Annotated in this window: 25 protein-coding genes; 8 read left to right on the top strand and 17 right to left on the bottom strand. The window is 55.8% G+C overall.

Annotated features, from left to right (window positions below):
* Window positions 1–389 precede the first annotated feature (389 nt).
* Window positions 390–1,079: a DJ-1/PfpI family protein gene (locus tag ABEH87_RS19730; RefSeq protein WP_346578880.1), complete on the top strand. Its 690-nt coding sequence runs from the start codon at window positions 390–392 to the stop codon at window positions 1,077–1,079.
* Window positions 1,080–1,759: 680 nt separating this feature from the next.
* Complete coding sequence (locus ABEH87_RS19725) at window positions 1,760–3,538, top strand: EAL domain-containing protein (RefSeq protein WP_346578878.1); 1,779 nt, start codon at window positions 1,760–1,762, stop codon at window positions 3,536–3,538.
* A gap of 3 nt (window positions 3,539–3,541) precedes the next feature.
* On the opposite strand, the gene ABEH87_RS19720 is transcribed toward ABEH87_RS19725, so the two are convergent.
* Entirely contained in the window at window positions 3,542–4,927 is a 1,386-nt protein-coding gene (locus tag ABEH87_RS19720) for an NAD-dependent succinate-semialdehyde dehydrogenase (protein WP_346578877.1), read from the bottom strand.
* Window positions 4,928–5,029: 102 nt separating this feature from the next.
* On the opposite strand from ABEH87_RS19720, the gene ABEH87_RS19715 reads away from it, so the two are divergent.
* A complete protein-coding gene (locus tag ABEH87_RS19715) occupies window positions 5,030–5,890 on the top strand; it encodes a LysR substrate-binding domain-containing protein (protein WP_346578875.1) in 861 nt (286 codons plus the stop codon).
* Window positions 5,891–6,192: 302 nt separating this feature from the next.
* Window positions 6,193–6,948 carry a hypothetical protein gene (locus ABEH87_RS19710; RefSeq protein ID WP_346578873.1) on the top strand — a complete coding sequence of 252 codons (756 nt, stop codon included), beginning with the start codon at window positions 6,193–6,195 and terminating at the stop codon, window positions 6,946–6,948.
* 96 nt (window positions 6,949–7,044) lie between these two features.
* On the opposite strand, the gene ABEH87_RS19705 is transcribed toward ABEH87_RS19710, so the two are convergent.
* The 4 genes from ABEH87_RS19705 to ABEH87_RS19690 all read right to left on the bottom strand — a co-directional run bounded on the left by ABEH87_RS19705 (window position 7,045) and on the right by ABEH87_RS19690 (window position 9,433).
* A complete protein-coding gene (locus tag ABEH87_RS19705; protein WP_346578871.1) occupies window positions 7,045–8,529 on the bottom strand; it encodes an aldehyde dehydrogenase family protein in 1,485 nt (494 codons plus the stop codon).
* Window positions 8,498–8,731 (bottom strand): hypothetical protein, encoded by a 234-nt coding sequence (locus ABEH87_RS19700; protein ID WP_346578870.1) that lies wholly within the window; start codon window positions 8,729–8,731, stop codon window positions 8,498–8,500. Before ABEH87_RS19700 ends, ABEH87_RS19705 begins: the two co-directional genes overlap by 32 nt.
* A gap of 151 nt (window positions 8,732–8,882) precedes the next feature.
* The gene (locus tag ABEH87_RS19695) at window positions 8,883–9,140 is read right to left on the bottom strand and encodes a hypothetical protein (protein WP_346578868.1); all 258 of its coding nucleotides are present in this window, start codon (window positions 9,138–9,140) and stop codon (window positions 8,883–8,885) included.
* Window positions 9,141–9,175: 35 nt separating this feature from the next.
* Window positions 9,176–9,433: a YdgH/BhsA/McbA-like domain containing protein gene (locus tag ABEH87_RS19690; RefSeq protein ID WP_346578866.1), complete on the bottom strand. Its 258-nt coding sequence runs from the start codon at window positions 9,431–9,433 to the stop codon at window positions 9,176–9,178.
* 280 nt (window positions 9,434–9,713) lie between these two features.
* Between ABEH87_RS19690 and ABEH87_RS19685 the strand changes: the two genes are divergently transcribed.
* Window positions 9,714–10,355: a TetR/AcrR family transcriptional regulator gene (locus ABEH87_RS19685; RefSeq protein WP_346578864.1), complete on the top strand. Its 642-nt coding sequence runs from the start codon at window positions 9,714–9,716 to the stop codon at window positions 10,353–10,355.
* Window positions 10,356–10,402: 47 nt separating this feature from the next.
* On the opposite strand, the gene ABEH87_RS19680 is transcribed toward ABEH87_RS19685, so the two are convergent.
* The 6 genes from ABEH87_RS19680 to ABEH87_RS19655 form a co-directional block, all read right to left on the bottom strand.
* Window positions 10,403–11,203: an amino acid ABC transporter substrate-binding protein gene (locus ABEH87_RS19680; RefSeq protein WP_346578862.1), complete on the bottom strand. Its 801-nt coding sequence runs from the start codon at window positions 11,201–11,203 to the stop codon at window positions 10,403–10,405.
* A gap of 18 nt (window positions 11,204–11,221) precedes the next feature.
* Entirely contained in the window at window positions 11,222–11,890 is a 669-nt protein-coding gene (locus ABEH87_RS19675; RefSeq protein ID WP_346578860.1) for an amino acid ABC transporter permease, read from the bottom strand.
* A 20-nt stretch (window positions 11,891–11,910) separates the two neighbouring features.
* Window positions 11,911–12,642, bottom strand: a complete 732-nt coding sequence (locus ABEH87_RS19670; protein ID WP_346578989.1) for an amino acid ABC transporter ATP-binding protein — start codon at window positions 12,640–12,642, stop codon at window positions 11,911–11,913.
* A 132-nt stretch (window positions 12,643–12,774) separates the two neighbouring features.
* A complete protein-coding gene (locus ABEH87_RS19665; protein WP_346578858.1) occupies window positions 12,775–13,587 on the bottom strand; it encodes a MetQ/NlpA family ABC transporter substrate-binding protein in 813 nt (270 codons plus the stop codon).
* Between the two features lie 16 nt (window positions 13,588–13,603).
* A complete protein-coding gene (locus tag ABEH87_RS19660) occupies window positions 13,604–14,272 on the bottom strand; it encodes a methionine ABC transporter permease (RefSeq protein WP_346578856.1) in 669 nt (222 codons plus the stop codon).
* The gene (locus ABEH87_RS19655; RefSeq protein WP_346578854.1) at window positions 14,265–15,290 is read right to left on the bottom strand and encodes an ATP-binding cassette domain-containing protein; all 1,026 of its coding nucleotides are present in this window, start codon (window positions 15,288–15,290) and stop codon (window positions 14,265–14,267) included. Before ABEH87_RS19655 ends, ABEH87_RS19660 begins: the two co-directional genes overlap by 8 nt.
* Window positions 15,291–15,518: 228 nt before the next feature.
* Between ABEH87_RS19655 and ABEH87_RS19650 the strand changes: the two genes are divergently transcribed.
* Window positions 15,519–16,178, top strand: a complete 660-nt coding sequence (locus ABEH87_RS19650) for a DUF1345 domain-containing protein (RefSeq protein ID WP_346578853.1) — start codon at window positions 15,519–15,521, stop codon at window positions 16,176–16,178.
* A 41-nt stretch (window positions 16,179–16,219) separates the two neighbouring features.
* Here the strand turns inward: ABEH87_RS19650 and ABEH87_RS19645 are convergent, their stop codons facing one another.
* Genes ABEH87_RS19645 through ABEH87_RS19625 form a run of 5 tightly spaced genes read right to left on the bottom strand, consistent with a single transcriptional unit; the run spans window position 16,220 to window position 21,464 of the window.
* Window positions 16,220–16,981: an amino acid ABC transporter ATP-binding protein gene (locus ABEH87_RS19645; protein WP_346578851.1), complete on the bottom strand. Its 762-nt coding sequence runs from the start codon at window positions 16,979–16,981 to the stop codon at window positions 16,220–16,222.
* The gene (locus ABEH87_RS19640; RefSeq protein ID WP_346578849.1) at window positions 16,978–17,880 is read right to left on the bottom strand and encodes an amino acid ABC transporter permease; all 903 of its coding nucleotides are present in this window, start codon (window positions 17,878–17,880) and stop codon (window positions 16,978–16,980) included. Before ABEH87_RS19640 ends, ABEH87_RS19645 begins: the two co-directional genes overlap by 4 nt.
* Complete coding sequence (locus ABEH87_RS19635) at window positions 17,877–18,773, bottom strand: ABC transporter substrate-binding protein (RefSeq protein ID WP_346578847.1); 897 nt, start codon at window positions 18,771–18,773, stop codon at window positions 17,877–17,879. Before ABEH87_RS19635 ends, ABEH87_RS19640 begins: the two co-directional genes overlap by 4 nt.
* A 3-nt stretch (window positions 18,774–18,776) precedes the next feature.
* Entirely contained in the window at window positions 18,777–20,126 is a 1,350-nt protein-coding gene (locus ABEH87_RS19630) for an LLM class flavin-dependent oxidoreductase (RefSeq protein WP_346578845.1), read from the bottom strand.
* Window positions 20,127–20,141: 15 nt separating this feature from the next.
* On the bottom strand, window positions 20,142–21,464 hold the full coding sequence (locus ABEH87_RS19625; protein ID WP_346578843.1) for an MmgE/PrpD family protein: 1,323 nt from the start codon (window positions 21,462–21,464) through the stop codon (window positions 20,142–20,144).
* A gap of 297 nt (window positions 21,465–21,761) precedes the next feature.
* Here ABEH87_RS19625 and msrA point away from each other — a divergent pair, with 297 nt between their 5' ends.
* On the top strand, window positions 21,762–22,298 hold the full coding sequence (gene msrA, locus ABEH87_RS19620) for a peptide-methionine (S)-S-oxide reductase MsrA (RefSeq protein WP_346578841.1): 537 nt from the start codon (window positions 21,762–21,764) through the stop codon (window positions 22,296–22,298).
* On the opposite strand, the gene ABEH87_RS19615 is transcribed toward msrA, so the two are convergent.
* Window positions 22,299–23,669, bottom strand: a complete 1,371-nt coding sequence (locus ABEH87_RS19615) for an MFS transporter (RefSeq protein WP_346578839.1) — start codon at window positions 23,667–23,669, stop codon at window positions 22,299–22,301.
* A gap of 112 nt (window positions 23,670–23,781) precedes the next feature.
* Between ABEH87_RS19615 and ABEH87_RS19610 the strand changes: the two genes are divergently transcribed.
* Window positions 23,782–24,681: a LysR family transcriptional regulator gene (locus tag ABEH87_RS19610; RefSeq protein WP_346578837.1), complete on the top strand. Its 900-nt coding sequence runs from the start codon at window positions 23,782–23,784 to the stop codon at window positions 24,679–24,681.
* Window positions 24,682–25,353 lie beyond the last annotated feature (672 nt).

Below are 25,353 nucleotides of genomic sequence, written 5' to 3'. Positions count from 1 at the left end.
AACCCCAATGACAAAACAGCGGGACAAGATGTGTCTTTGGAGTACCGCCGGCACGCCAAATCCTCCTGGTCAGGCTACGCCCGACACCCTGATAAATTTCGACGCGTCGAAATTTTCTTTCGCCCTTTGACGAAGGGGTCCGCTTGGAAAACGGAAAATATCCTACGTTAAGGCCGTTTCTTAAGCAGACATGACAGGCAGCTCTGAGCGAGGAGCGGACGTTTTACCATTAGTCATTTTGGTTCGGGCTGGTAATAAATTTTTTAACGCTACTGAAATACAGCTGGATCAAGCATGGTCTTCATTAGGCGCACTTCTATTCGCTAAACAAATGGTTGCCTTTGCTGAAGGAAAAGACAGTATATCCTTTTAAGTTAAAGGGGTTTTTTATGAGCAATTCTTCATGCACATCCATCGGGCTGCTCCTGTTTCCGGCTCTTACTCAGCTTGATCTTACCGGCCCTTATGAAGTTTTCGTAAGAGCACCACACACCAAGGTTCACCTCATCTGGAAAAACCTGGACCTCGTGTTTTCTGATCGTGGTATGGCTATACAGCCAACAACCACATTCAACGCATGTCCCGAACTGGATGTAATTTGTGTTCCGGGTGGTCCAGGGCAGATAAACCTGATGGAGGACGAAGAAGTTCTTTCGTTTATCCGTACTCAAAGTAAACAAGCAAAGCTTGTGACTTCGGTATGCACTGGGTCGCTTGTTTTGGGCGCAGCAGGGCTTCTGAGGGGATACAAAGCAACTACACACTGGGCTTCTCTGGATCAGCTAGCTTTGTTAGGTGCAGAGCCAGTAAGTGAGCGCGTAGTTCGTGACCGCAACCGTATAACTGGCGCAGGTGTGACTTCAGGTATAGATTTTGCTCTCAACGTCGTGTCAGAAATGTACGGTAGTGATATCGCTCAGAATATTCAGCTGCATATGGAATACGACCCCGCACCTCCCTTTACCTGTGGCTCACCCCGTACAGCATCTGAGGAACAGCTAAAAAAAGCACAGGAACAGGCTGCGCCATTTATTGAAAAGAGGCGGCAGGCTACTTTGAAAGCAGCAGCCAGACTTTAGAAATAAGGACATAGCGGAAGAAGGTTATTTCCATCTTCATTTTTCAACGTCCGCTTCTGGCACACAGCGGACTATCATGGCTGTTTTTAGATGATGTACGAAAACGTTCGGTTTCGGACGCAGAAACACCACAGCAGCTGCAATTAACGTAGTTGCAGACACCTTACTGGTTAATAAATAGCCTTGGCGTAGGATATTTTCCCTTTTCCAAGCGGACCCCACGAACGCAGGATAGAACAGCGTCAGCAAGTAGACTGCCGCGCCTGGCGGCTTGGCCAACGCCTCACGGCCGCACAGTAAACTGCGCGCCCGTTCACCGTTATCCGATGAGTTTTGTGCCGGAAATCCCCGCTTAGTGACAACATACGCCCGAAACTCTCTGCTATTCACCTGCGTGCATAGCCATGCAGGCGCGCAGAAATCATCAGGGGCGCTTTTCAGGGTTTGAGTCGTGGAAAAGTGCCGGAAACGGCCCGGGCGCGGTAGAATCGCGCTGAGGACCTCTCAGGGGGTGCGGGCAAGCACTGTTATGTTAAATGGAACGCCTACCCCCTTTCTACCTTTTTTCCTGATGAACTAATTTCATGACGTAATCAATCAAGTTTCGCCGGGCGGCGCCGATACCGATCCTAGCCTGGCCCCGCTTTACGGCCGTTGAACCTGAAAATAAGAAACTGAATATGAGCGGCACTTTCTGTAGCGATGAAGCAAAACGCCTGGCAGCACTGGAAATGCTGAAGGCTGATGATGCAGATCGTGATGAGATTCTACAAAAATTTACCCAACTGACCAGCGAACTGCTGGGCATCCCCGGCAGCTTTGTCTCTGTTCTCGATGATGAGCATCAGTTTATTAAGGCCTCGTGTAATTTTGATCTGAAACAGACGTCACTTCAGCATGCGTTTTGCCGCCACACGCTGGAGCTGGGAAAAGTGCTGGTCTGCCAGGACACCCATCTGGATGCGCGTTTCAGCCAGCATCCACTGACACTCGGTGAACCTTTTATCCGTTTTTATGTTGGTGCGCCGCTACGCAACCGCGACGGTATTACCATCGGCACCCTGTGCGTCACTGACGTCCAGCCTCAGACATTTTCTCAGGAACAGGTGCTGCTGCTGGAGCTGCTGGCCGGCTTGGTTATTGGCTATCTTGACGCCTGGTATATAGCCGGTTATCAGGACGTGGTCACCCGGTTACCTAACCGCCAGCGCCTGTTAAAAGATATTGAACTGTTGCAGCAGGCCGGTAACCGGGAATGCCACCACCTGACGCTGATCGACTGCATCGATATGCCGCGCGCCTATGAGATTGCCCGTTCAGTCGGCATGAACGCCGTGGAAACCTTGCTGCAGGAACTGACCACTATTCTGCGCACGCGTCTGCGGCTGCAGGACGATGACGTCCTGTATACCGTCGCCGTCGGCCGCTTTGCGCTGCTGAGCAACAGTCAGGATCGTGCCGGGGGGCATGAACTGAGCGAGCGGCTGGGTGAGATACGCGCCCATCTCTTCGACAACATTACCATTGATGCGAAACCCCACGTTGGGGAGGTGAACTTCATTCCGGCAGAGTCTCAGGTAACGGAGGTATTACGGCGTGCCGTCAGCGCGCTGCATGAGGCCATCAGCCTGAAACAAAATTACATGGCCTATAATGCCGAGAGCGACGGCCGCAGAAGCCAGAATTTCCGGCTGCTGCACGATCTGGCGGCGGCGGTGCGCGGTGCACCGGGCCTGTACCTGGTTTATCAGCCACAGATGTCCCTGCGCCACGGTAAGCCCGTCGGGTTGGAGGCGCTGCTGCGCTGGGATCATCCGCTGTTTGGCAATATTCCCCCGGATGAATTTATTCCGCTGGTAGCACAAACCAGCCTGATGGAAGAGCTGACCGACTGGGTGATCGATAATACCCTGGCACAGCTGCGCCAGTGGCGCAGCCGGGGCCTTAACCTGCCGGCGTCGGTGAACCTGTGCGTCAGCGATTTTTCGCGAACCGATTTTGCCGATAAGCTGGAAGCGAAAATACTCAGCGCCGGATTAAACCCCGGCGACCTGTGTATTGAATGTCTGGAGAACGAGCAGGTACTGGAGAATGCCGATGCCCGGCGCGGGCTGGATAAGCTGAAGCTGCGCGGCTTCCGCATTGCGCTGGATGATTTTGGCTCCGGATACAGCAATATCAATACCCTTTGCCGCATTCCGGTGGATGTGATCAAACTGGACCGTTCACTGATCCAGCAGCTCTCACATGACCCGGCCAGTGAAGTCATCGCCCGCCATGTCATCACCATGCTTAAAGAACTGCATTATGTGGTGCTGGCCGAAGGCGTGGAGGATCAAAAAACCCTGGCGTCACTGCAGCGTCTGGGCTGCGATGAAATCCAGGGTTTTTATTACTCACGGCCGCTTATTCCTGAAGGTCTGGAGCGCTGGCTCCGCCGTCACTACCCACACATCTGACGATCAGGACTCAGTCCACACCGTCTGCGCGTTGGTAAACTCACGCAGGCCGAAGTGTGACAGCTCGCGACCAAAGCCGCTTTTTTTCACGCCACCGATTGGCACGCGTGGGTCGGAGAAACTCGGAGAGTTGATAAACACACCGCCGGTTTCAATCCGCGATGCCAGCTGCCGGGCTCTGGCGACATCGCGGCTCCACAGGCTGCCGCCGAGGCCAAACTCGGAATCATTGGCCATTGACACCGCATGGTCAGCATCGTCCGCCACAATCAGTGACGCTACCGGACCAAACAGCTCCTGCACAAAGCTGGTCATGCCAGGTTTGACATCGCTGAGCACCGTTGGCGCGTAGTAGTTACCCTCTCCCGGCAGAACATGCCCGCCCACCAGCAGCGTGGCTCCCTCTTTCAGCGTGGCCTGCACCTGTGCATCCAGCTCGTCGCGCAGGTCGTAACGCGCCATCGGGCCAATCCAGGTACCGGACTCGCGCGGGTCGCCGATCTTCATCGCTTTCACGGCACTGACAAACTTCTCGCTGAACTGCTCAAAGACGGCGGCCTCCACAATAATGCGTTTGGCGGAGATGCAGAGCTGGCCGTTATTCATAAAACGCCCGGCAATAGCGCCCTTCACGGCCGCATCAATATCCGCATCGGCCAGCACGATAAACGCATCGGAGCCGCCCAGCTCCAGCACACATTTTTTAATCGCGGCTCCGGACAGCGCCGCAATCGCCCCACCGGCGCGCACACTGCCGGTCACGGTAACGGCGGCAATACGCTTATCGTTAATCGCCTGCGCCACGCCGTCATTATCCGCATTGACGACGGCAAACAGCCCCTGAGGAACGCCCGCTGCCGTAAGGATCTCCTGTAGCAACAGCGCGCAGCCCATGACGTTTGGTGCAGGTTTCAGCAGATAGCTGTTCCCCGCCAGCATGATGGGAATGGCACCGCGCAGTACCTGCCAGACCGGGAAGTTCCACGGCATCACTGACAGCACCGGTCCCAGTGGCAGATAGTCGACAAAAGCTTTGTTGCCCTCCACCAGCGTCGGTTCACGCTCAAGAAAGGCCGGCCCATGCTCGCCATACCACTCGCACAGTTTGGCACTTTTCTCGACTTCAGCCAGCCCCTGGTCAACGGGTTTCCCCATCTCGCGGGTCATCATCTCTGCCAGTGCCTGTGCCTGCTGGCGCAACCCCGCAGCGATGTGGTGTAACTGCGTGACGCGTTGGCTCATGGCGCTGCTGCGCCATGCCTGAAATGCCGTATGAGTCTGTGCCAGCGCCTCACTGACGTCTGCACTGCTGGCAAAAGGATAGCGGGCAATGACCTCGCCCGTCGTGGGGTTACGTGAAACGGCTACCGCAGAAGAAATGTTTGTCATGATGACCACCTTAGTTGTTCACAATGGAAACCATCATAGGCTTGTGGTTTATTCTTTGAAAATGAATAATAAAGAAAATTATTTACTCACCACGAGAATGATATGGATCTCACTCAGCTGGAAGTTTTTCGCGCCATTGCAGAAGAGGGTAGCGTCACGGCCGCGGCCGAAAAGCTGCATCGTGTACCGTCCAATATCTCAACCCGGCTGAAACAGCTGGAGGAAGAGCTTGAATGTTCGCTGTTCCGGCGAGAGAAGCTGCGCCTGCATATCACCGACAGCGGCAGAACTTTTCTCGATTATACCCGGCGTATTCTTGCGCTGGCAGAGGAAGCACGCCAGAGCGTCTCAGGCCAGCAGCCGGGCGGAGTGTTCACCCTCGGCGCAATTGAAAGCTTTGCCGCTGTCCGCCTGCCGCCGCTGATTGCACGCTACCATCAGAGCTGGCCGCAGGTTGAGCTGGACCTGTCCACCGGCCCTTCCGGCGATATGATCGACGGCGTACTGAGCGGGCAGTACAGCGCCGCGTTTATCGACGGCCCGCCAAAACATCAGCAGCTGGAGGGCGTCCCGGTCGTTGACGAAGAGATGGTATTGATCTCCGCGCTGAATCATCCTCCCGTTCCCGATGCCGCCAGCATCTCCGGTTCAACCATTTATGCTTTCCGCGCTAACTGTTCCTACCGTCGACTGTTCGAAAACTGGTTCTCACGCGAGAATGCCGCACCGGGCAAAATTTTTGAGATGGAGTCCTATCACGGTATTCTGGCCTGTGTCAGCGCCGGGGCCGGGTTAGCGCTGATCCCCCGCAGCATGCTGGAGAATATGCCCGGACGCGACAACGTACGCGCCTGGCCGCTGAGTGAAGGCATGGGGCAGATTGCGATCTGGCTGGTGTGGCGCAAAGGGACCGGTTCGAATAATTTGCAGGCGATGACCCGCCTGCTGAAAGAGGTATGTTAAATGCCGGTATCCGCCCGGTGAGGCAGGGCGTGAAAATGCCGTTTAAAGTAGACCAGCCCTTTTCCCTGCGGCCTGCCCTCCAGCAGAAAGCGGTCTGTCATCGCCAGCGGTGTGCGTCGGTTAGCTGCAAATCACTATAACTATGTTGCTATTTAAGCGTGGAAAAGCAGACTCAGGAACAGACGTTTCTGGCTATCGCAGGCACTTTTCAGTAGCCTGCGTGCTATCGTCGCCGGGGGCAGTAAAAGCACCCCGGACGCAACACCACCTCAGCGTCAGCCATCGGGAAGGCCCCTGAAATCATGAAAATAAAATCCATTCTGACGCTCACCGCGTTACTTTTTGTCACCCGTGCCCACGCCGGATGGTATGTGGTGGATAACTACGCGGGAACGCTCGGCACTCTGCCGGTACATCTTTCTCTGCAAGAATATGACAGCTATGGCAGCGGGTTAAATATCAAGGGCAGTTACTACTACGACAAGCATCGCGCCCCTATCCCGTTATACGGTAAGCGAACCGCTACCTCCTTCGAGCTGTGCGAAGTCCACACCCCGGCCGAGTACGATAGCGCGCTGGTCGAGGGGACAAAGCAAGGGTTTGATACCCGCGCCTGCCCTTTCAGCCTGACGCGTGAAGGAGAGGATTTGCGTGGGCACTGGCAGCAGGGGGCCAGACGTTACCCGGTCACACTCCGGCACACCGCATCTATGAACAATACTGCTGAGGGAAAAATCAGCGGTGACGGCGTTGATATCCCGTTCTGGGGACAGACCGCCAGCCACAGCTTTATTGGCCACTATCAGACCGGCCCGGACGGTATCGCCATTGGCCGCGTCAGCGTGGTGAACAAAAAAACCGGTCACGTCGATCAAACCCTTGACCCACAGTTGCACCAGTGCGAATTCGGTTTTTACATGACGGCCATCTACCAGAATATCGAAACACTGGCCCCAGGTCAGCGCGTGATGCTCAACTGTTATAGCCAGAAAGCCGATATCACGGTCGACTACGGTTTTGATCCTGCACAACAGCGCTATCGCACCGACGCTCCGTAGCCGCCAGAAGCCGGACGGAACTGATCGCCGGTCTGATTGCTTTCGGCAGTGAGGGGGGGGGAACTGAAGCGGGCGAGGATGCCCTCGCCCGTTAACTCAGTAGCGCACCATAACCGACTTCAGGCGCGTGTAATCCTGAATAAAGGCGCTGCCAAACTCGCGCCCGTTGCCGGAGCCTTTGATGCCGCCGAACGGAAGCGCCGGATCGAGGAAGGTATGCATATTGACCCAGACAGTCCCTGCCTTAATCTGCTCGCTGTAGCGCAGGGCTTTGGATAAATCGTGGGTCCAGACGCTGGCAGCAAGACCAAACGGGGAATCATTGACCTGCTTTAACGCCTGCTCTTCATCCTGATAGGCAAGAAACGAGCCTACCGGGCCAAAGGTTTCCTGCTGCATCAGCGTGGAGTCGGCGCTGCGCACTTTCAGCACGGTGGGCAAATAATAATAACCCGGCAGATCCGGGGAACCGCCGCCGCAGAGGACCTCGTCTCCTTCACTGCGTGCTTGGTCCACCAGCTTGCTTACCTTTTCAAGATGCGCTCTGTTGGCGAGTGGACCCAGCTGACACTGCTCATCCAGCGGCGAGCCGGGCTGAAGCGATGACAGCCGCTGGCACAGAACCTCCAGCACACGATCGAACTTTTCCGCCGGTAGATAAAAGCGCTCAGCCGCAGCGCAAATCTGGCCCTGATTGACATAACCAGCCTCGATGATACCCGCGACAATCTCCTCTGTGGACATATCGTTTAGGAAAAGGGCCGCATTTTTTCCGCCCAGCTCCAGCGTGACGGGTTTTGCCAGCGCACTGGCGGCACTACCCACCGCCCTGCCGGTCGGCACTGAACCGGTAAAGGTAACTTTTGCACAGTCAGGATGATTAATCAGCAGCGGTCCGAGCAGGCCGCCATTACCATTAATCACGTTGATCACTCCGGGTGGGAAGCCGACCTCACCCGCCAGCTGCGCGACCCGCAGCATGGTGAACGGGGTAAACTCGCTCGGTTTCAAGACCACGGTACAGCCGCAGACCAGTGCCGCCGCCATTTTCCAGACGGCAATCATGATTGAGAAGTTCCATGGAATAATACCGACCACTACGCCTAAAGGCTCACGCGTCGTAAACCCGCGATATTTTTCCCCATGAAAAGAAGGCAGCGACAGTTCGGGCGTCTCCCCCGTTATTTTCCCGGCCCATCCGGCAAAGTAACGCAGATAAGCCACCGACTGATCCAGCTCCAGACCTCGTGACAGCGTGATAAGCTTGCCTGAACACAGCGTTTCCAGCTGCGCCAGCTCTTCTCGATGCTGCTCCAGCGCATCAGCCAGTTTCAGCAACAGCGCACCTCGCGACAGAGTCGGCATTGACGCCCAGCCGGTAAAGGCCTGTCGGGCAGCGGCCATCGCCGCCTGCACCTCTTCATCACCGCCATCGTGCACCTGGGCAATTTGCTGCGCCGTGGCGGGATTAACCACCGGGCGTAACTCACCCTGACCGGGGTGGCTGATACCGTTGATATAGTGACCGTGCTCGCGCTGTAAAAACGCGTTAACCGCCGGTAGAATTGCGACCTCGCTCATAAAGACTCCTGTCAAGAACGGATATTCTCTGTGTCATGTAGTGTTTGACGAACCGACCGGAGATCATCTCCCAGTTGGTGGTGAACGGATAAATGCTGCCTCCCACCACCGCCATGCCGGCCTGCGGATCGCCTGCCAAAACCGTAGCGGCTGATTTCGCTACGCCGCTCATCTTCATCACTTCCGGCACAAGCTGCTTCATTTTTAATGCTTAAATTATTTTTTAACGACGAGGCTCAGCGACAAATGTGCAAAAGTATGCCTCACAAAAAACGACGGTAATGCGTAACCCGGTCTGAATTTTTGGCATAAAAAAACCGCCGGATGAGCGGCGGTTCTTCAGAAACACGTTTCTAGTGATAGCTGATCGTGGTGCCATACAGGCTGTTAGCACCGGAGACCGTGGACAGCGCCAGCGGTCTGACCGCTGGCGCTGCAGGCGTTCCCGATAACTGGACGTCCAGCGAAACCAGCGTGGTACTGCCAGTCACATAGCTGGTTGTCACTGACGGCGGAACCGTATTCGTATGCCCTTCGGGAAGTGCTGCCAGGCTGGCACCAGACATCGTGCTCAGGATGACGGCAACAAGGGCTGTATAAGTCAGTTTCATTTTTCCCCCTTGATGCTCATGCTTGGTCATCGCTATTACTGGTAAATCACCGCGGTGCCGTTCAGTTTATTGTCACCCAATGCAGAGGTGATGCGGAATGATTTTGCACCCGCCTGTTCGGCTTTCGCCGACAGCTGGGATTCCAGTGAAGACAGGTTTGAAGCACCACTGGCGGAAATCACACCAATCTGCTGTTGCTGAGCTGGTTCAGCATTCACCAGTTCGGCGGCAAAACCAGCGAAAGAAACGGAAGTCAGAGCGATAGCGGCCAGGGTCATTTTAATGGTTTTCATGATTTTACTCTCAGTTGAATTCGGTTATCAGATATTGCCGTCGTTATTAATTAACGATCGATAGGTAAATGCTAATCCTGTTATTGATTCACGTCAACAATGATTTATTAATGATCGATAATTTATTAATTAACACATTGAATTTATTTCAAATAAAATTATATTTTTTCTTTTACGCCCCACGTCACAACGCCTGAAAACGCCGCTCGACAGTCGGGTTCATTGTTTTTATACTGATTGATAATTAAATGACCGGGCGGAATTGCATAAGTGAGGATTGATGAATACTGAGCAGGACGCAGGCACCCGTAAAAGCCGGGGCAGGCCAAAGACTTTTGACCGAGAATCCGCGCTGGATAAAGCGCTGGAGTTATTCTGGCGTCACGGTTATGAAGGCACTTCTCTGGCAGATCTGGTTGAGGCCACCGGAGCAAAAGCGCCAACGCTGTACGCGGAATTTACCAATAAAGAAGGAATGTTCCGCGCCGCGGTCGATCGCTACACGGAAAAATTTGCCAGCAAGAGTGAAGCCGCACTGGCATGTCCGGAAATGTGCGTCGCCAGCGGCGTAGAGAACTATTTTCGCTCCACCGCAGCGTGTTTTACCGACGGTGAAAAGCCGGGCGGCTGTTTCTTAATCTGTACCTCCAGCACCCTGTCAGCAGACTCCGCTGAGGTAGCCGAGATGCTGCGCAACCGCCACAGCAACCAGGAACAGCATTTACGGGCATTTCTTGAAGCGCGTCAGGCGGCAGGCGAGTTAGACGCCCGCACCCGTATTGATACGCTGGCAACCTATCTTTGCTGTCTGTTGCAGGGAATGTCGGTACGCGCTCGCGAAGGCGCCACGCGCGCTGAGCTGGATGCCCTGATTGATACGCTGATGTTGCAGTGGCCGGTGCTCAGCCGACTGGGCTGTTAAATACGGAAGGGTGACCCCCTTCCCTTCCTCCGGTCTGACTTCACGCGCTACCGTGCCGCTGCGGTTACCACCGGGTGAATGATACTGAGATCCTGTCCGAACCATTTCTCAGAGATCTTTTTCAGCGTGCCATCGGTACGCAGTTCGCTGAGAGCACGGTCTACCTTCATCCTTAGCGCTTCCCCCCGCGCGTCTTTGCGGAACGGCAGCGCCACCAGTTTCTCGCCAAAGGGTTCCCCCACCACTTTCAGCGGCAGGTGCTTATGCTTAATCTGCCCCAGCAGGATCACCTGGCCAGAGACAAATGCATCCACTTTCCCCTGTGCCACGCTGCTGACAATCACGTCCATACCTTCAAACGTTACCAGCTTAATCTGGTTCTGTGGGTCAAATGCTTTCAGGACCTTCGCATAGTTGGAACCCAGCTCCGCCGCCACGGTTTTACCTTTCATATCACTGAGACCATGAATCGTGGTGTTGTTTTCGCTCACCGCCAGCGCCGCAGACGAGGTGTAATAGGGTACGCTGAAATCATATTTTTTCCGCCGTTCCGGCGTGTCCGCAAAGTTACCGACCGTATCCACCTTACCGGTTTCCAGCGACCCCAGTACGCCGACCCAGTCTGACGTTACCCATTCAATCCGGTAGTGAATTTTTTCGGCCACTGCCTGCAGAATTTCAGCGCTAAAGCCCTCCACTTTTCCGTTCTGTATAAAATAGTGTGGATAGCCGTCAGGTGTTGCGCCCACACGTAATACGGGCGGCTCCGCTGCTGATTCAGAGGGTTTATCACAGGCACTCAGCATCACGGCGGCGCAGCCCAGCAGCACGATTTTTTTCCATTTCATGTCATTATTTCCGGGAGTTCAGATCCGATAGGGTTTGCCGATATGGCGTTCAAGCTGCCGCTGTAATTCACTCAGCACAATGGTAAGCACCCAGTAGACCAGCCCGACGGCGAAATAGGCTTCGAAAAACTTCAGCGATTCGGTGGCGATAAGCTTACCACCCGCCAGCAGCTCGCTGACGCCGAGTGTGAAAGCGAGAGAGGAGTTTTTAATTAATCCGATCCAGATATTGCCCGCCCCCGGTATCGCATTGCGGCACGCCTGTGGCAGGACGATACGCCGGGTGGCCTGAAAACGCCCGAGTCCAGACGCCAGCGAGGCCTCCCACTGCCCGTTGTCCACGGAGTCAATGGCCGCGCGAAACACTTCAGCCAGATAGGCCGCGCTGTTGAAGCTCAGACCCAGAATCACCGCATGGATGGCGCTGAGATTGTTCATCAGCGGAAACACCTGCGGCAGACCAAAGTAGATGATCAACAGCTGTACCAGTACCGGCGTACCGCGAAAAAAGGAGATATACAGATGAGCAAATGCCGCCAGCGGGCGCGCCGTTCGCAGCAACAGCGCCACAGCCAGACCCTGCAGGGTGGCCAGCACAATGGAGCACAGCGAGATGGCGAGCGTCACCGGCAGGTAATGCAGGATCTGGGGAATAATCCCCAGCATGTAGCCAACGTCAAAATTCATCAGTAACGCCCCCGCCAGGCTCAGGCAACATGTTGAAGAAAACGCCCGGCGCGGCTGGCGATCGCCACATCAAACAGCTCTGCGGGTGGCCCCTGTTCAATAATCTGCCCCTGATCCATAAAGAACAAACGGCTGGAGATATCACGCGCGAAATGCATCTCATGGGTGACAATCAGCATGGTGAGATCACGCCCGGCAAGGTCGCCAATCAGGTTAAGAATATCGTGGCGTAATTCCGGGTCGAGGGAGGAAGTAGGTTCGTCCAGCAGTAATACCTCAGGTTCCAGACTTAACGCCCGCGCAATGCCGACGCGCTGCTGCTGGCCCCCGGAGAGCGTTACCGGGTAAGCCGTCGCCTTGTGCGCCAGCCCAACACTGGTCAGCAACGCCATTGCCTGTTCCCGCGCATCCTGAGGCGAAATTCCACGGCCGTAGATCAGCACCTCTGTAATATTCTCCAGGGCGGTCTTGTTGCGGAACAGATTGTAATGCTGAAACACCATCGCACTTTGGCGGCGAAAGCGCGTGGTCTCACGGTGAGTTATGCGGCGGGTATCCACGGTGATATCGCCAATCGTCAGCTGCCCGCTGTCGGGTTTAACCAGCAGATTCAGGCTGCGTAACAGCGTCGATTTTCCGGAACCTGAAGGTCCAATTATCGACACCACCTCGCCGCGACTGACGCTGAAGTGAATATCATTAAGTGCCTGATAACTCTGGAAGGTCTTATTTAATCCACTAACCGATATCATCATCGCTCCGGGTGAAAGGTTACACACGGACAGTGTATCGCTGCAGAATAAGGGAAACGAATGCCTAAAAATTATAAGGTTAGCAGGTAATACGCGGAGGAAGAGAAGGCCGGTTCCCCGGCCTTGAGAAAATCAGTTGTTTACCGGGATCACAGCCCCTTTGTATTTAGTGCGGATCCAGTCCTGAATAGCTTTCGAATGCAGCACGGTGACCAGCGCTTTGACATCAGGCTTGTTCTCATCACCACGGTGTACGGTGATGATGTTGGCATACGGGTTATTTTCACCGCTTTCAACGGCAATCGGCCCTTTTACCGGATCAAGACCTGCGTCAATCGCGTAGTTAGCGTTAATCACCACGGCATCACCTTCGTCGTTGTTATACATCTGCGGCAACAGCGCACCTTCAACATTGGCGAGGAATTTCAGGTGCTTTGGGTTTTCAACAATGTCACTGATACGTGCATCAATTTTGCTGACACCCGGCTTCAGTTTGATCACGCCCTCTTTCTCAAAAATAGACAGGATACGCCCCTCTTCGGCCACCGCATCACGCATGATCACTTTGCCGTTCTGCGGCAGGTCTTTCAGTGATTTGTATTTCTTGGAATAAATGCCAATCGGTTCAATATGGATCGCGCCCGCGCTGACGAAATCGTAGGTTTTATCTCCGGCGTGATCTTTCAGCACGCTGTTAAGGTAAGGGATGTGCTGGAAGTAGTTGGCATCAATATCGCGGCTGGCCAGCGCAGTGTTCGGCAGGATATAGTCCTGGAACGGTTTGATTTCCAGGTCGATACCCTGCTTCGCCAGTATCGGCTTCGCCTGCTCCAGAATTTCAGCGTGCGGCACGTTGGAAGCGCCCACCGTCAGAGTACCGGCCCATGCGCTGAGACTCAGCGCACCCAGAGTAGCCGCAGCCAGCAGCGTCAGTGTTTTTTTCATTTTTATTCCTAAAGAGTTAACGTTTATCGAGCCGTGCCGTGAGCACATCACCTAAGAACTGGATGATAAATACAATCACCAGAATCATGATCGTCGCCACCAGCGTGACATCGCCGTGGTTACGTTGAAAACCTTCCAAATAGGCCAGATTGCCGAGTCCCCCGGCACCAATGACTCCGGCCATCGCGCTGTAGCTGACCAGTGCGATCAGGGTCACCGTGATCCCCGACACCAGCGCAGGGGAGGATTCCGGCAGCAGGACGCGGAAAATAAGGGTACTGAGTCGCGCCCCCATCGAACGGGAGGCTTCAATCACCCCTTTATCGACTTCACGCAGGCCAATTTCTACCAGCCGCGCATAGAACGGCGCGGCGCCGACAATCAACGCAGGCAGGGCGGCATCAGCGCCGAGAATAGTGCCGATCAGTGTTTTGGTGAACGGGATCAGCAGGACGATTAAAATGATGAACGGGATCGAGCGGAACACGTTCACCAGCACGGAAATCACGGAATAAATGGCGCGGTTCTGGAACAGCCCACCGCGGGCGGTCAGAAACAGCGCCAGTCCGAGTACTATGCCGAAGACAAACGTCGCCACGCCGGACAGAGCGGTCATATACAGCGTTTCACCGGTAGCGGCCCAGAGCTGATCCAGTTTCAAATGCGGAAACAGATTTTCAAACATGGCTTACGACCTCAGTGGTAACAGCATACGCGTGTAAATCATCCAGAATATTCGCCAGCTGGGCGGGCGAAGCCGGCACCTGCAGCCACAGTTCACCAAAGGTGCCGTGCGTAGTCTGGGTCATTTTTCCATGCAGAATATTGAACGGTAGGGCATATTTCAGCGTCAGCTCACCGACGATTGGCTGTTGAGTGCTGTCACCGATAAAAGTCAGCTTCACTACCGCGCCCTGACCCGCGTTGACCAGATCTGCATTAAATGGCGTCTCTGAACTGGTGTACCCGGCGGTTTGTTTCACAAACGTACGGGTTATCGGCTGCTGCGGATGAGTGAAGACCGACAGGACCTCACCCTCTTCAACAATTTTACCGTCTTCCATTACCGCCACGTGGTGACAGATTTTACGCACCACGTGCATTTCATGAGTGATCAGCACGATGGTCAGTCCGAGCTGACGGTTGATATCCAGCAGCAAATCAAGAATGGCGTCGGTGGTCTGTGGGTCGAGCGCCGACGTCGCTTCGTCGCACAGCAGCACATCCGGGCTGTTGGCCAGCGCGCGCGCAATACCCACACGCTGCTTCTGTCCGCCACTCAGCTGCGCAGGATAAACCTGCTCTTTACCGCTCAGGCCAACCAGCGTTATCAGCTCCTGAACCCGGCGCTGGATTGCGGCTTTGGGCGCACCGGCTATCTGCAGGGAAAAGGCAATATTCTCGCTGACGGTGCGCGACCAGAGCAGATTGAAATGCTGGAATACCATACTGATTTTCAGTCGCGCCTGGCGCAGAGCTTCACCGCTGGCCTGGGCTATGTCCTGCCCGGCGACCATCACGCTGCCGGACGTCGGTTTTTCCAGGCCGTTCAGAAGACGGATAAGCGTGCTCTTTCCCGCTCCGCTGTAGCCGATGATGCCGTAAATCTGCCCCTGCTCAACCCGCAGGCTGACATTATCAACGGCGGTTACCGGGCCTGATTTAGCGTTAAAAATTTTAGAAACATTGCGCAAAACTATCATCTGATGCCTGTTTTCTGCCGTCAGATCAGCGAAACCCGCTGATTAATTAAACTGATTATTGTTAGAAGATTATTGGTAGCACTAATTGCCAAACGATAGTAATCAGACCGGGAATTATTGGAAACGACTGAAATGAGATGTTTTATAACTAAACGGAATATCGCGTTTTTTATACCAGCAGCGTCTACAGTTAAACTACCCGTTTTCTTTCTATAAGCCTCTGACGCCATGCGCCTTTTGCTCAATGTTCACTTACGTACCCGCCTCAGGCTGCTGGCGTCAGTGACAGCCGGACTCCTGTGTTTCTTTGCCCTGCCCGCACACCTGGGCCTGTTGCAGCGGATGCTCATCGGCTGGAACGTGCTGGCCATGCTGTATCTGTTATTCCTGTGGTTTCTGATGCTGCGCACGGAGGCCAAAGATATTCCACACATCGCCAGAACACAGGATGAGAGTGCTACGCTGGTGCTGAGTCTGGTTACGTTAAGCTGCCTGATCAGTATTCTGGCCATCCTGATGGAGCTGGGCACACTGAAGGATCTCAGCGGAACGCCGCGCGTGTTGCATATGTTGCTCACGGCCAGCACGCTGATTGTGTCATGGGCGCTACTCCCCACCTCTTTTGCCATGCACTATGCGCATCACCACTATCTGCACCGGACAAAAGACGTGATACCGATGATCTTCCCCGAAAAGCCTGATGAGCCGGGATACTGGGATTTTCTTTATTTCTCTTTCACCATTGCCGTGGCTGCGCAAACCGCCGACGTGGCGACCGGCACTACCGATATGCGCCGGATTGCACTGCTGCAGTCGGTGATCTCTTTCGTGTTTAATCTGGCGATCCTGGGACTGTCGGTTAACGTCGGGGCGGGGTTATTGAATTGATGAAATTAAACCAGGCCTGCCCCGTCACGAGGCAGGCTCCCTTAAAGCACGCTGGCAAGGAACTCGCGCAGGCGCGGATGCTGCGGACTATCAAGCAGGGTGCGCGCATCGCCGCTCTCCACTACCCGACCGTTATCCATGAACACGATGTTGTCGGCCACTTCGCGGGCAAAGCCGATTTCATGCGTCACTACCACCATCGTGATCCCCGAATGCGCCAGCTGTTTCATCACCTGTAACACTTCTCCCACCAGTTCAGGATCCAGCGCAGAGGTCGGTTCATCAAACAGCATCACCTCCGGCTCCATTGCCAGTGCACGGGCAATCGCCACGCGCTGCTGCTGACCACCCGATAGCTCTCGCGGCCAGGCCTGCGCACGGTGTGCCAGCCCCACCTGCTCCAGCAGTTTCAGCGCTCGCGCCTCCACCACAGCCCGTTTTTCACGGCGAATACGCAGCGGAGCGTCGGTAATATTTTGCAGCACGGTGCGGTGCGGAAACAGATTAAACTGCTGGAAAACCATGCCTATGCGCTGACGCTGCTCAGCAACCCTTTTTTCCGGCAGCTCCACCAGGTGCTGCCCTTTACGCCGGTAACCCACCAGCGACTCCCCGACGTGAATGGTACCGGCATCGAGTTTTTCCAGATGGTTAATGCAGCGCAGCAGCGTGGACTTCCCCGACCCTGAAGGGCCGAGGATCACCGTCACCGATCCGGCGGCGATATCCATATTGATATCCTGCAACACCGTGCGGCCGGAGAACTGCTTGCGAATGCCGCGCAGGCTGATCGGCTCACTCATGACTGATGCTCCTGTTGTTCTACCGCCCGACGGAACCAGCGTTTTTTCACCGGCATATTGCCGCGGCTGAACCATACTTCCACATAGTGCTGGCCCACTGAAAGTACCGACGTCATCAGCAGATACCAGGCGGTGGCCACCAGCAGCAGCGGGATCACCTCGTAAGTGCGCTGATAAATAATCTGTGCCGAATAAAGCACGTCCTGCAGAGCAATCACCGAGACGACGGCCGTAGTTTTCAACTGACCGATCACCTCATTCCCGGCCGGCGGCAAAATAGTGCGCATCGCCTGCGGCAGCACGGTCTGACGAAATATCTGACCGGGACGATAGCCCAGCGCTTTGGCCGCTTCCAGCTGTCCCGGATTTACACTCTGGATCCCAGCGCGGATAATTTCCGCCGCATAGGCAGACTGATGCATCACCAGCGCAATTACCGCCGCGCTGAACGGGCTGATAATTTCGTTAGTGCTGGCACTCCATATTTCCCCCCAATACGGCAAAGAGAGCGACAGCTTAGGATACAGCGCGGCAATGTTGTACCAGAGAAACAGCTGCACCAACATTGGCACCGCGCGGAAAAACCAGGTGTAAGCCCAGCTCACCCCCACCAGCACCGGATTGGCAGACAGACGCATCAGCGCCAGCAGCGTCCCACCAGCAAAGCCGAACAGCACGGAGATCGCCGTGAGTTTAAGCGTCATCATCACGCCGTTGAGGATCGAAGCTTCGGTCAGATTCTGCGCCACCACATCCCATTCGAAGCGCGGATTGCTCACGACAGACGAGCCCATCAGCACCAACAGCAACAGCACGATCAGAGCGCTGAACCAGCGCCCGTAATGACGATGCCCGACAATACGTAGCCCGCCGCTGGGGTCGTCAGGCCTGATACTCATTTCGCGATCTCTTCATTCAGACCGGCAGTTTTCACCGCGCCAAAGCCGATTTCCCATTTATCAAGGATCTGCTGATACGTCCCATCCTGGATCAAAGAGTTCAGTGCCGCCTGGACCGGTTTTTCCAGCGGCGAACCTTTCGGCAGGGCAATCGAAACGATGGTGTCTTCAATGGTGATTTCACCCGCCAGCGCCAGCGCTTTCACCTGGCTGGCCTGATAGCGCAGGCCTTCATACGGCCCGAAGAACATCGGAACGCGACCGCTCATCACTGCCTGAACGCCCGCCGGACGATCCGGGAATACCGGGATCGTAATAGCCGCTTTTTTAGCGGCAATGCAGGCGTCGCTGGCGGTTTGCAGACGGGTGATCTGCGAGGTGCCCGCGCCTGCGCCTACCGTTTTTCCGCACAGATCGGCAAAGGTGTTAAACGGCCCCAGCCCGGAATCTTTACGAGAAATCAGCGCCAGCTTTGAAGCATTGTAGTAACCGACAAAATCCACCTGCTGCAGACGTTTTTTATTGGCGTCAATATTCGATGCTGCCAGATCGTAACGACCGGATTTCAGGCCCGGAATGATGTTGTCAAAGCCGCCGGTATCACGCCAGCGTACCGCAATTCCCAGACGATCGGCGACGGCGCTGACAATATCAATCTCGCGTCCGGCCAGGGTTTTATTATCCGCCTGATAAAAGGTGGTTGGCGGCGTGTTCGGGTTAGTACCCGCCACGATATAACCTTTTTTCAGGATATCTTCTGGCAGCGTAGCGTGCAGCGTTGCGTCCGCCTGCGGTTTAACGCTGCTGGCAAACGCCACGTCCCGATCGGCAGCCAGGGCAGAAGAAAGCGGCACCATGGCCAGAATAACAGCGGTCAGGGCAGAGAATTTCATCGATTATTCCTTCTCAGTCGCCAGTGCAGGGACGGCGGCAAAATTTTCATCAACAGACGGCAGCCCCAGATTTTCACGCAGGGTGCGGTACTGATAGTCGGTACGGAACAGACCGCGGCGCTGCAGTTCAGGTACCACCAGTTCAACAAACAGCTCCAACTGGTTGGGCAGAACGGCAGGCATGATGTTGAAACCATCGGCTGCTTCCTGTTCCAGCCACTGCTGGAAGTCGTCAGCGATATCGTCGGCTGTACCGACAATGACGCGGTGACCGCGTGAGCCCGCGGCCACGGCAGCCAGCTGACGCAGAGTCAGATTCTCGCGCGCTGCCAGGTCGGTCAGCAGTTTCACGCGGCTCTGGCCGCCTTCGGTGCCACCAATTTCTGGTACCGGGCCATCCAGCGGATACGCGGTCATATCGACGCCAAAGCGCGCCGACAGTTGCTCAATGCCGTTATCGATATCCACCAGCTCATTCAGCTGGTTCCAGGTTTCCCTTGCCTCGGCGCGGGTGCGGCCCACAATCGGCATCACTCCCGGCAGGATCAGCAGGTGATCGGGATGACGTCCGGCGTCGCGTACGAACTGTTTCTGGCTGCGGTAAAACGCCTGGCCCTCTTCCAGCGACGCGGCGGCGGTAAACACCACCTCTGCGGTTTCTGCCGCTAGCTTCTGCCCTGCCGGGGAAGAACCGGCTTCAATAATCACCGGGCGTCCCTGAGGGGAGCGGGCGATGTTGAGCGGACCCTGTACCTGGAAATATTTCCCTTTGTGGTTCGCGGCGTGAATTTTCGCTTCATCAGAGTAACGACCGGTCTCTTTTTCACGCACGATAGCGTTCTCTTCCCAGCCGTTCCACAGCTTGAAAGTGACATCGAGGAATTCACGCGCCACGTCGTAACGCTCCGCATGTGACGGCAAATCTTCACGGCTGAAGTTGCGTGCCGCGTCAGCAGAGAACGAGGTCACCACATTCCAGGCCCCACGACCACGGCTGATGTGATCCACGGATGAGAGTGCGCGCGCCAGGTGGAAAGGCTGGTCAAAGGTGGTGGAGGCGGTCGCCGCCAGGCCGATATGTTTCGTTTGCACGGCCAGAGCTGACAGCAGCGTCAGCGGCTCCAGGCGCGACATGGTGGATGGCAGACGGTGTACGCTGGTTGCCAGTGCATCGCCGACGAAGAACATGTCAAACTTCCCTTCCTCCCCTTTTCTGGCGATCCAGGTGAACCAGTCAACGTCGGTGGGAGAACCCTGCGCGCCCTCAGCGCGCCAGCCGCCGACGTGGTGGCCCAGCGCCTGAACAAACAGGCCGAGGCGCAGCTGACGTGACGACGTTTTTTGCACAGACATGGATAATCCTTTTTGTTATTGGCTAATCAGAAAAATAAGACGGTGCAGCGCGGCGGTATCCGGCAGACGGGCATCGCGGAGGAGATTTTGCGCCTGCGCAGCGGGCAGTGTCGCCAGACTGCGCTGCAATTTTGCCTGCACGTCGGTGAAGGCGGCCGCGGTCTCACGGCGTGTGATGCAGTGGCTCAGGGTGTTGCCATCATGCAGCCACAGCGTGACGCGATGAAAACGCCTGTCCGGGTCGAGTTCGTCAGCCGGGGCAGCCGGATCGGGCTGCCGGGTGACCCGTGCGGCCAGGGCGGCAATCACCGGTTTCACTGCGGCTTCACTGTAGTTTTCCAGCGCCACGCTGCCGTTTATCAGGGCATCCGCAATTACATACTCCAGACTGAAGCGTGCCTCAACGCCATTCTCAGGCGCGACAATATTCGCTGCGGTGTCAGCTCCCGGAGGGAAACTGACGTCAATACGCTCAATCGCGTCCTGGATAACGTGATGCCCGGCGCTCAGCATCTGCTCACGCAGGAAAAATGCCGCTTCTGCCGCACTGTGCGTCCCGCCGCAGGTCGGATAACGTTTAAATTCCAGGCCAGGCTCAGCGATCCGCCACGGCTGGCCCCAGCCGATCAGCAGCGACGGCGGCTGCTCCACCCCAAAGCCAAAGGCCTGCAGGAAGCTTTCCAGCACACCGCTGCTCTGGCCGCGAAAGCCTGCCTGTGCCAGCAGCACGCTGCTAACGGCACAGCGGGCAGCCAGGCCCGAATGTAACGGCTTTGCCGCTGAACCAAACTGGCTACGCAATCCGGATGCCTGGGTGGTCGCCAGCCCAATCGCCATCTGTGTTTCGGCTGCGCTGAGCCCCAGCAGGCGACAGGCAGCACCTGCAGCAGCAATAGTGCCCAGCGTGGCGGTGCTGTGAAAACCGGCAGAGTAATGACGGGTACCGATGGCTTTTCCCAGACGGCCAGCAAGCTCCACCCCGACGATATAGGCATCCAGCAATGACTCCGCGCTGACGGTGCTGCAATCTTTACTCAGAGCCAGAAGCGTGGAGAGCACCACTGTTGTCGGGTGGCCGCGGAAAGTTGCATGATAATCATCAAAATCCAGAGAGTGGCTCATATAGCCGAGCTGTAAGGCGAGGTTTTCCACCAAATGTTCAGCCGGATAGACGCGAAATACCGCGTCCAGCCCGCTGTCCAGTACGCTGCCGTGAAGTACAGGAAACAGACAGGCAAAATAATCCGTCACTCCGTCGCGGGCACGGCGGCGCTCATCCTCACCGGGGTTGATACTGAGAATGGTGCGGGCCAGCTTTGCGGTAAGCGAAATGTTCAAAAGACACCTTTTTTAATAAGGTATTGACGTAAATCAATACGTTATAAATTATGCCTATTTTCTTCACTTAGAACGCTGCCAGCCAATAACCAACGGTTATAGCTCAGACTGAAATAAACTAAGAAAGTATTGAGACGCAGGTATCTTTTTATAAAGTAGCCTGCGGGTCTGGCCCTGTGACAGAACAGCAGTCACTGGCCGGTGCGGATTAAAAACGCATTGACCTGACGACGTAACGCGCTAAGGTTATTAACCCTATCAACGGCCAGACAGCTGGCATCCCATGAGGAGTGAAAGATGGCGACAGAATATGCAACCCTCGCCGGAGGCTGCTTCTGGTGTACCGAAGCCGTTTTCAAACAGATTAACGGCGTACAGTCACTGGAGAGCGGTTATATCGGTGGTCATACGGATAACCCCACCTATAAGCAGGTGTGTAACGGTGACACCGGGCACGCGGAAGCGATCCGTATTGCCTTCGATCCACAAATAATCAGCTACGGCGACCTGCTGGATATCAGCTTTGCCACGCACGATCCAACCCAGCTTAACCGCCAGGGTAACGACGTTGGCACACAATACCGCTCTGCTATTTTCCCTGCCAGCCCACAGCAGCTTGCTGAAGCGCAGGCTGCAATAGCCCGTGCACAGAGTGAATATGCCGACCCGGTGGTCACTACCATTGAAGCTGACGCCACCTGGTATCCGGCGGAAGACTACCATCAGGACTACTGGGCCGGTGAAGGCCAGGAGAATCGTTACTGCCTGGCCGTTATCCCCCCCAAGCTGCAAAAGCTGCGCAAGCGTTTTGCCGCAAAAACGGTGACCGGATAACTATCCTCCAGCGTCAGCCCGTTTCTGGCTGGCGCTGCGTGCGGAGGTTGCCGCTATTACAACCCCCAGTCCTGACAACAGCGCCAGTAGCCACATCACCCACTGATAACCGTTTACCGCACCTCCAGCCTGATAAACCCGCGTTGCGACTGCCAGTCCCAGCGCGCCGCCCAGGTTGTGCAGCGTCCAGGCTATCCCGATCCCCTGCCCATGCTGCGACGACGGTAATCCCCCCAGCGCGGCGGCCACAGAAGGTCCGAGAATTGCTCCCCATCCGGCCCCCATCAGCACGCCAGCCATCACTATCCGGCCAGGCGAAAACGAACTGCTGAGCGTACTCTGTAACAGCGCCGAGACCGCCAGCAGGATAAATCCGCAGGCCATTACGCGCCAGGGCCCCGAACGATCGCTCAGCCGACCCGCCAGCGGAGAGACTACCGCCATCACCAGCGTCACCGGCAGCAGCATCATTCCGAGCTGCGCAGCGCTCAGCGAATAAAGCTCCGTCAGACGGAACGGCATCAGCATAAAGGCCGCACAGTAAAAAACAGCCAGCAGGACCGATAATCCGCAGGCGTGGCGAAAGGCCCTTTCACCCAGCACGCTAAAATCAATCAGCGGCAGCCGCGTACGCCGCTCCACGCGCACAAAAAACCGCAGGAACAGGATGGCGACCCCCAGCATTCCCAGTGAGGACAGGCTCAGCCAGCCCCACTGCGCTACATAGCTTGACCACAACAGCAACGGCACCAGCCCGCAGACCATCAGCAGCCAGCCGGGATAATCCAGCCGTTGACGGCCGCGTGGGGCAGCCGCCGGAATATTGCCCCGGCAGAGGATGAAACTGAGCAATATCAGCGGCACGTTAAGCATGAATATCGATCGCCAGCCAAACTGACTCACCAGCCATCCTCCGGCGACAGGACCGAGCGCCAGCCCGATACCGTTAGCCGCGAACAGCAGACCAAGCGCCCTGCCCCGGCGTGACTCCGGCATCGCATCCACCAGAATGGCAGCGGTCGCGGTATACAGAACAGCGCAGCCCGTCCCCTGAAGCAGGCGGAAAAAGTTTAACAACCACAGCTGCGTTGACAGCCCGGCCCCCATTGAAGCGAGGCCAAAAATGAGCATGCCGGCATACAGCACCTGGCGCTGCCCGTAAGATTCCGCCAGACGAGCAGTGACGGCCATGCAGCAGCAGAGAGCCATGACAAAAAGCGTCATAGCCCACTGTACCGCGTCAATCCCTACGGCAAACTGTCTCTGTAGTGCGGGCAGGGCGGTGTTGACGATGGTGAAATCAATACAACCTAAAAAGCTGGCCAGACAGATACCGGCCTGAAGTCTGTATAACGCTGGCGGGTTTGGCATGTCCTACGTTTTCCCTAAATCTGAATACCCTCAGCCTGACACGATTTACTGTCTTTATTTACGCCATATCTTCGTCATACTGGCGAATATATATCGCCAATGGAGCGCGAAGATGATCAGCAGCGACAGACTCAACAGTATTCGCGCCTTCGTTCAGGCAGCAGAGGCAGGTGGGTTCAGCGCGGCAGCAGTGCAGCTGGGCCAGTCACGCTCAACGGTGGGGAAAGCCGTTGCCCGTCTGGAGACCCGCCTGAAGGTAACACTGTTTCAGCGCACCACGCGCTCACTGTCACTTACCAGCGAAGGCCAGCGCTTTTACCAGGACTGCCTGCAGATACTTGCCAGTCTGGATGAGGCGGAAAATCGTGTTGCACAACATGCACGGGAACCCACAGGACGACTTCGGGTCAGCGCCCCTCCCCTGTTCGGGGAAAAATGGGTACTGCCGGTGCTGCTGCCCCTGACACAGCGCTGGAGTGCTCTGGCGCTGGACATGCAGTTTTCCACAACGCGCATAGATCTTGCTGCAGAAGCAGTGGATCTGGCAATACGCATTGGCGACCCAGGCCAGCATGCCGACCTGACGGCACGTCAACTGGGTGAACAGCAGCTCCTGCTGTGCGCCTCGCCTGCCCTGCTGGCAGCACAGCCTTTTCCCAACAGCATCGCTGACCTGACAGGTTACCCACACCTGACGCTGCTGGAACAGGGGCGTTCGCAGTCATGGCTGCTGAAGACACCGCAGCAAGCGCTGACATACTGGCAGCCGCATGAGCGTTATCGCTTCAGCACCATGAGCGCTGTCTACACGGCTACCCTCGCAGGGTATGGCATTGCCCAGCTGCCACGCTGGCTGGTCAGTGAAGATGTTCGGAAAAAGAAACTGGTTGAGCTGCTGCCGGATTCGCGCAGCGGGGGGATGCCTGTCTATGCCATCTGGCTGAAAACCCCGGCCATGCCAAAGCGGCTCAGGTTTGCCATTGACGCCCTGCTTGCCGCCTTCCCAGGATAAACGTCTGGCAGGGGTAATGCCGTCCGGCGGTAATACTAAGCAGATTATCTCGTTCGTCTGCTTTTCGCGCGAATGATAACGTCACGGGATTCCATCAAAAAAAGGAGCGTCTTGTGAATCAATCCGTGCAGTGCCCTTACTGTCGTCACCGGTGATACCTGCGTTATCCGACTGGCTTTTAGCCATCGATCCGCTGGCCTGCTGCCATCCTGAGGCTGGTGATGAACACTGCTGAGGAAGCATAAATCACCGAGATGGTAGTTCCACCACTTCACGACAGAGCCCCACCGTTAACCCTGGAGGACAATATGCAGTTGATCTTTTTCTTTACGCTGAAACGGTATATCCGCTTCAGTTACTGGAATGAACTGTGCGATTAAATCCCCGGCAAAGTCAGCCGGACACTGCCTCCTGTTATGGGACAAGAGGCAGTGCCGGCTGATTTCTCCCCTCCCCTGCCAGCATGTCTGCTCCTGTTTTTACCTCCACATTCAGCCCTTACTTAATTCATCTTGATAACTGGATTGTTAAATCAGTCAACCCATGGATTCAGGGATTCAGGGATTCAGGGATTCAGGGATTCAGGGATTCAGGGATTCAGGGATTCAGGGATTCAGGGATTCAGGGATTCAGGGATTCAGGGATTCAGGGATTCAGGGATTCAGGGATTCA

The sequence above is a fragment of the Erwinia sp. Eh17-17 genome (assembly GCF_039675725.1).
Classification (GTDB): Bacteria; Pseudomonadota; Gammaproteobacteria; order Enterobacterales; family Enterobacteriaceae; genus Erwinia.
Note: the sequence above shows the minus strand (reverse complement) of the source record. Positions and strands in the feature narration are given on the sequence as shown.

Coding starts and splice junctions, on each gene's coding strand:
- ABEH87_RS19730 (WP_346578880.1), top strand. CDS start 390: ATGAGCAATTCTTCATGCACATCCATCGGGCTGCTCCTGTTTCCGGCT.
- ABEH87_RS19725 (WP_346578878.1), top strand. CDS start 1,760: ATGAGCGGCACTTTCTGTAGCGATGAAGCAAAACGCCTGGCAGCACTG.
- ABEH87_RS19720 (WP_346578877.1), bottom strand. CDS start 4,927: ATGACAAACATTTCTTCTGCGGTAGCCGTTTCACGTAACCCCACGACG.
- ABEH87_RS19715 (WP_346578875.1), top strand. CDS start 5,030: ATGGATCTCACTCAGCTGGAAGTTTTTCGCGCCATTGCAGAAGAGGGT.
- ABEH87_RS19710 (WP_346578873.1), top strand. CDS start 6,193: ATGAAAATAAAATCCATTCTGACGCTCACCGCGTTACTTTTTGTCACC.
- ABEH87_RS19705 (WP_346578871.1), bottom strand. CDS start 8,529: ATGAGCGAGGTCGCAATTCTACCGGCGGTTAACGCGTTTTTACAGCGC.
- ABEH87_RS19700 (WP_346578870.1), bottom strand. CDS start 8,731: ATGAAGCAGCTTGTGCCGGAAGTGATGAAGATGAGCGGCGTAGCGAAA.
- ABEH87_RS19695 (WP_346578868.1), bottom strand. CDS start 9,140: ATGAAACTGACTTATACAGCCCTTGTTGCCGTCATCCTGAGCACGATG.
- ABEH87_RS19690 (WP_346578866.1), bottom strand. CDS start 9,433: ATGAAAACCATTAAAATGACCCTGGCCGCTATCGCTCTGACTTCCGTT.
- ABEH87_RS19685 (WP_346578864.1), top strand. CDS start 9,714: ATGAATACTGAGCAGGACGCAGGCACCCGTAAAAGCCGGGGCAGGCCA.
- ABEH87_RS19680 (WP_346578862.1), bottom strand. CDS start 11,203: ATGAAATGGAAAAAAATCGTGCTGCTGGGCTGCGCCGCCGTGATGCTG.
- ABEH87_RS19675 (WP_346578860.1), bottom strand. CDS start 11,890: ATGAATTTTGACGTTGGCTACATGCTGGGGATTATTCCCCAGATCCTG.
- ABEH87_RS19670 (WP_346578989.1), bottom strand. CDS start 12,642: ATGATATCGGTTAGTGGATTAAATAAGACCTTCCAGAGTTATCAGGCA.
- ABEH87_RS19665 (WP_346578858.1), bottom strand. CDS start 13,587: ATGAAAAAAACACTGACGCTGCTGGCTGCGGCTACTCTGGGTGCGCTG.
- ABEH87_RS19660 (WP_346578856.1), bottom strand. CDS start 14,272: ATGTTTGAAAATCTGTTTCCGCATTTGAAACTGGATCAGCTCTGGGCC.
- ABEH87_RS19655 (WP_346578854.1), bottom strand. CDS start 15,290: ATGATAGTTTTGCGCAATGTTTCTAAAATTTTTAACGCTAAATCAGGC.
- ABEH87_RS19650 (WP_346578853.1), top strand. CDS start 15,519: ATGCGCCTTTTGCTCAATGTTCACTTACGTACCCGCCTCAGGCTGCTG.
- ABEH87_RS19645 (WP_346578851.1), bottom strand. CDS start 16,981: ATGAGTGAGCCGATCAGCCTGCGCGGCATTCGCAAGCAGTTCTCCGGC.
- ABEH87_RS19640 (WP_346578849.1), bottom strand. CDS start 17,880: ATGAGTATCAGGCCTGACGACCCCAGCGGCGGGCTACGTATTGTCGGG.
- ABEH87_RS19635 (WP_346578847.1), bottom strand. CDS start 18,773: ATGAAATTCTCTGCCCTGACCGCTGTTATTCTGGCCATGGTGCCGCTT.
- ABEH87_RS19630 (WP_346578845.1), bottom strand. CDS start 20,126: ATGTCTGTGCAAAAAACGTCGTCACGTCAGCTGCGCCTCGGCCTGTTT.
- msrA (WP_346578841.1), top strand. CDS start 21,762: ATGGCGACAGAATATGCAACCCTCGCCGGAGGCTGCTTCTGGTGTACC.
- ABEH87_RS19615 (WP_346578839.1), bottom strand. CDS start 23,669: ATGCCAAACCCGCCAGCGTTATACAGACTTCAGGCCGGTATCTGTCTG.
- ABEH87_RS19610 (WP_346578837.1), top strand. CDS start 23,782: ATGATCAGCAGCGACAGACTCAACAGTATTCGCGCCTTCGTTCAGGCA.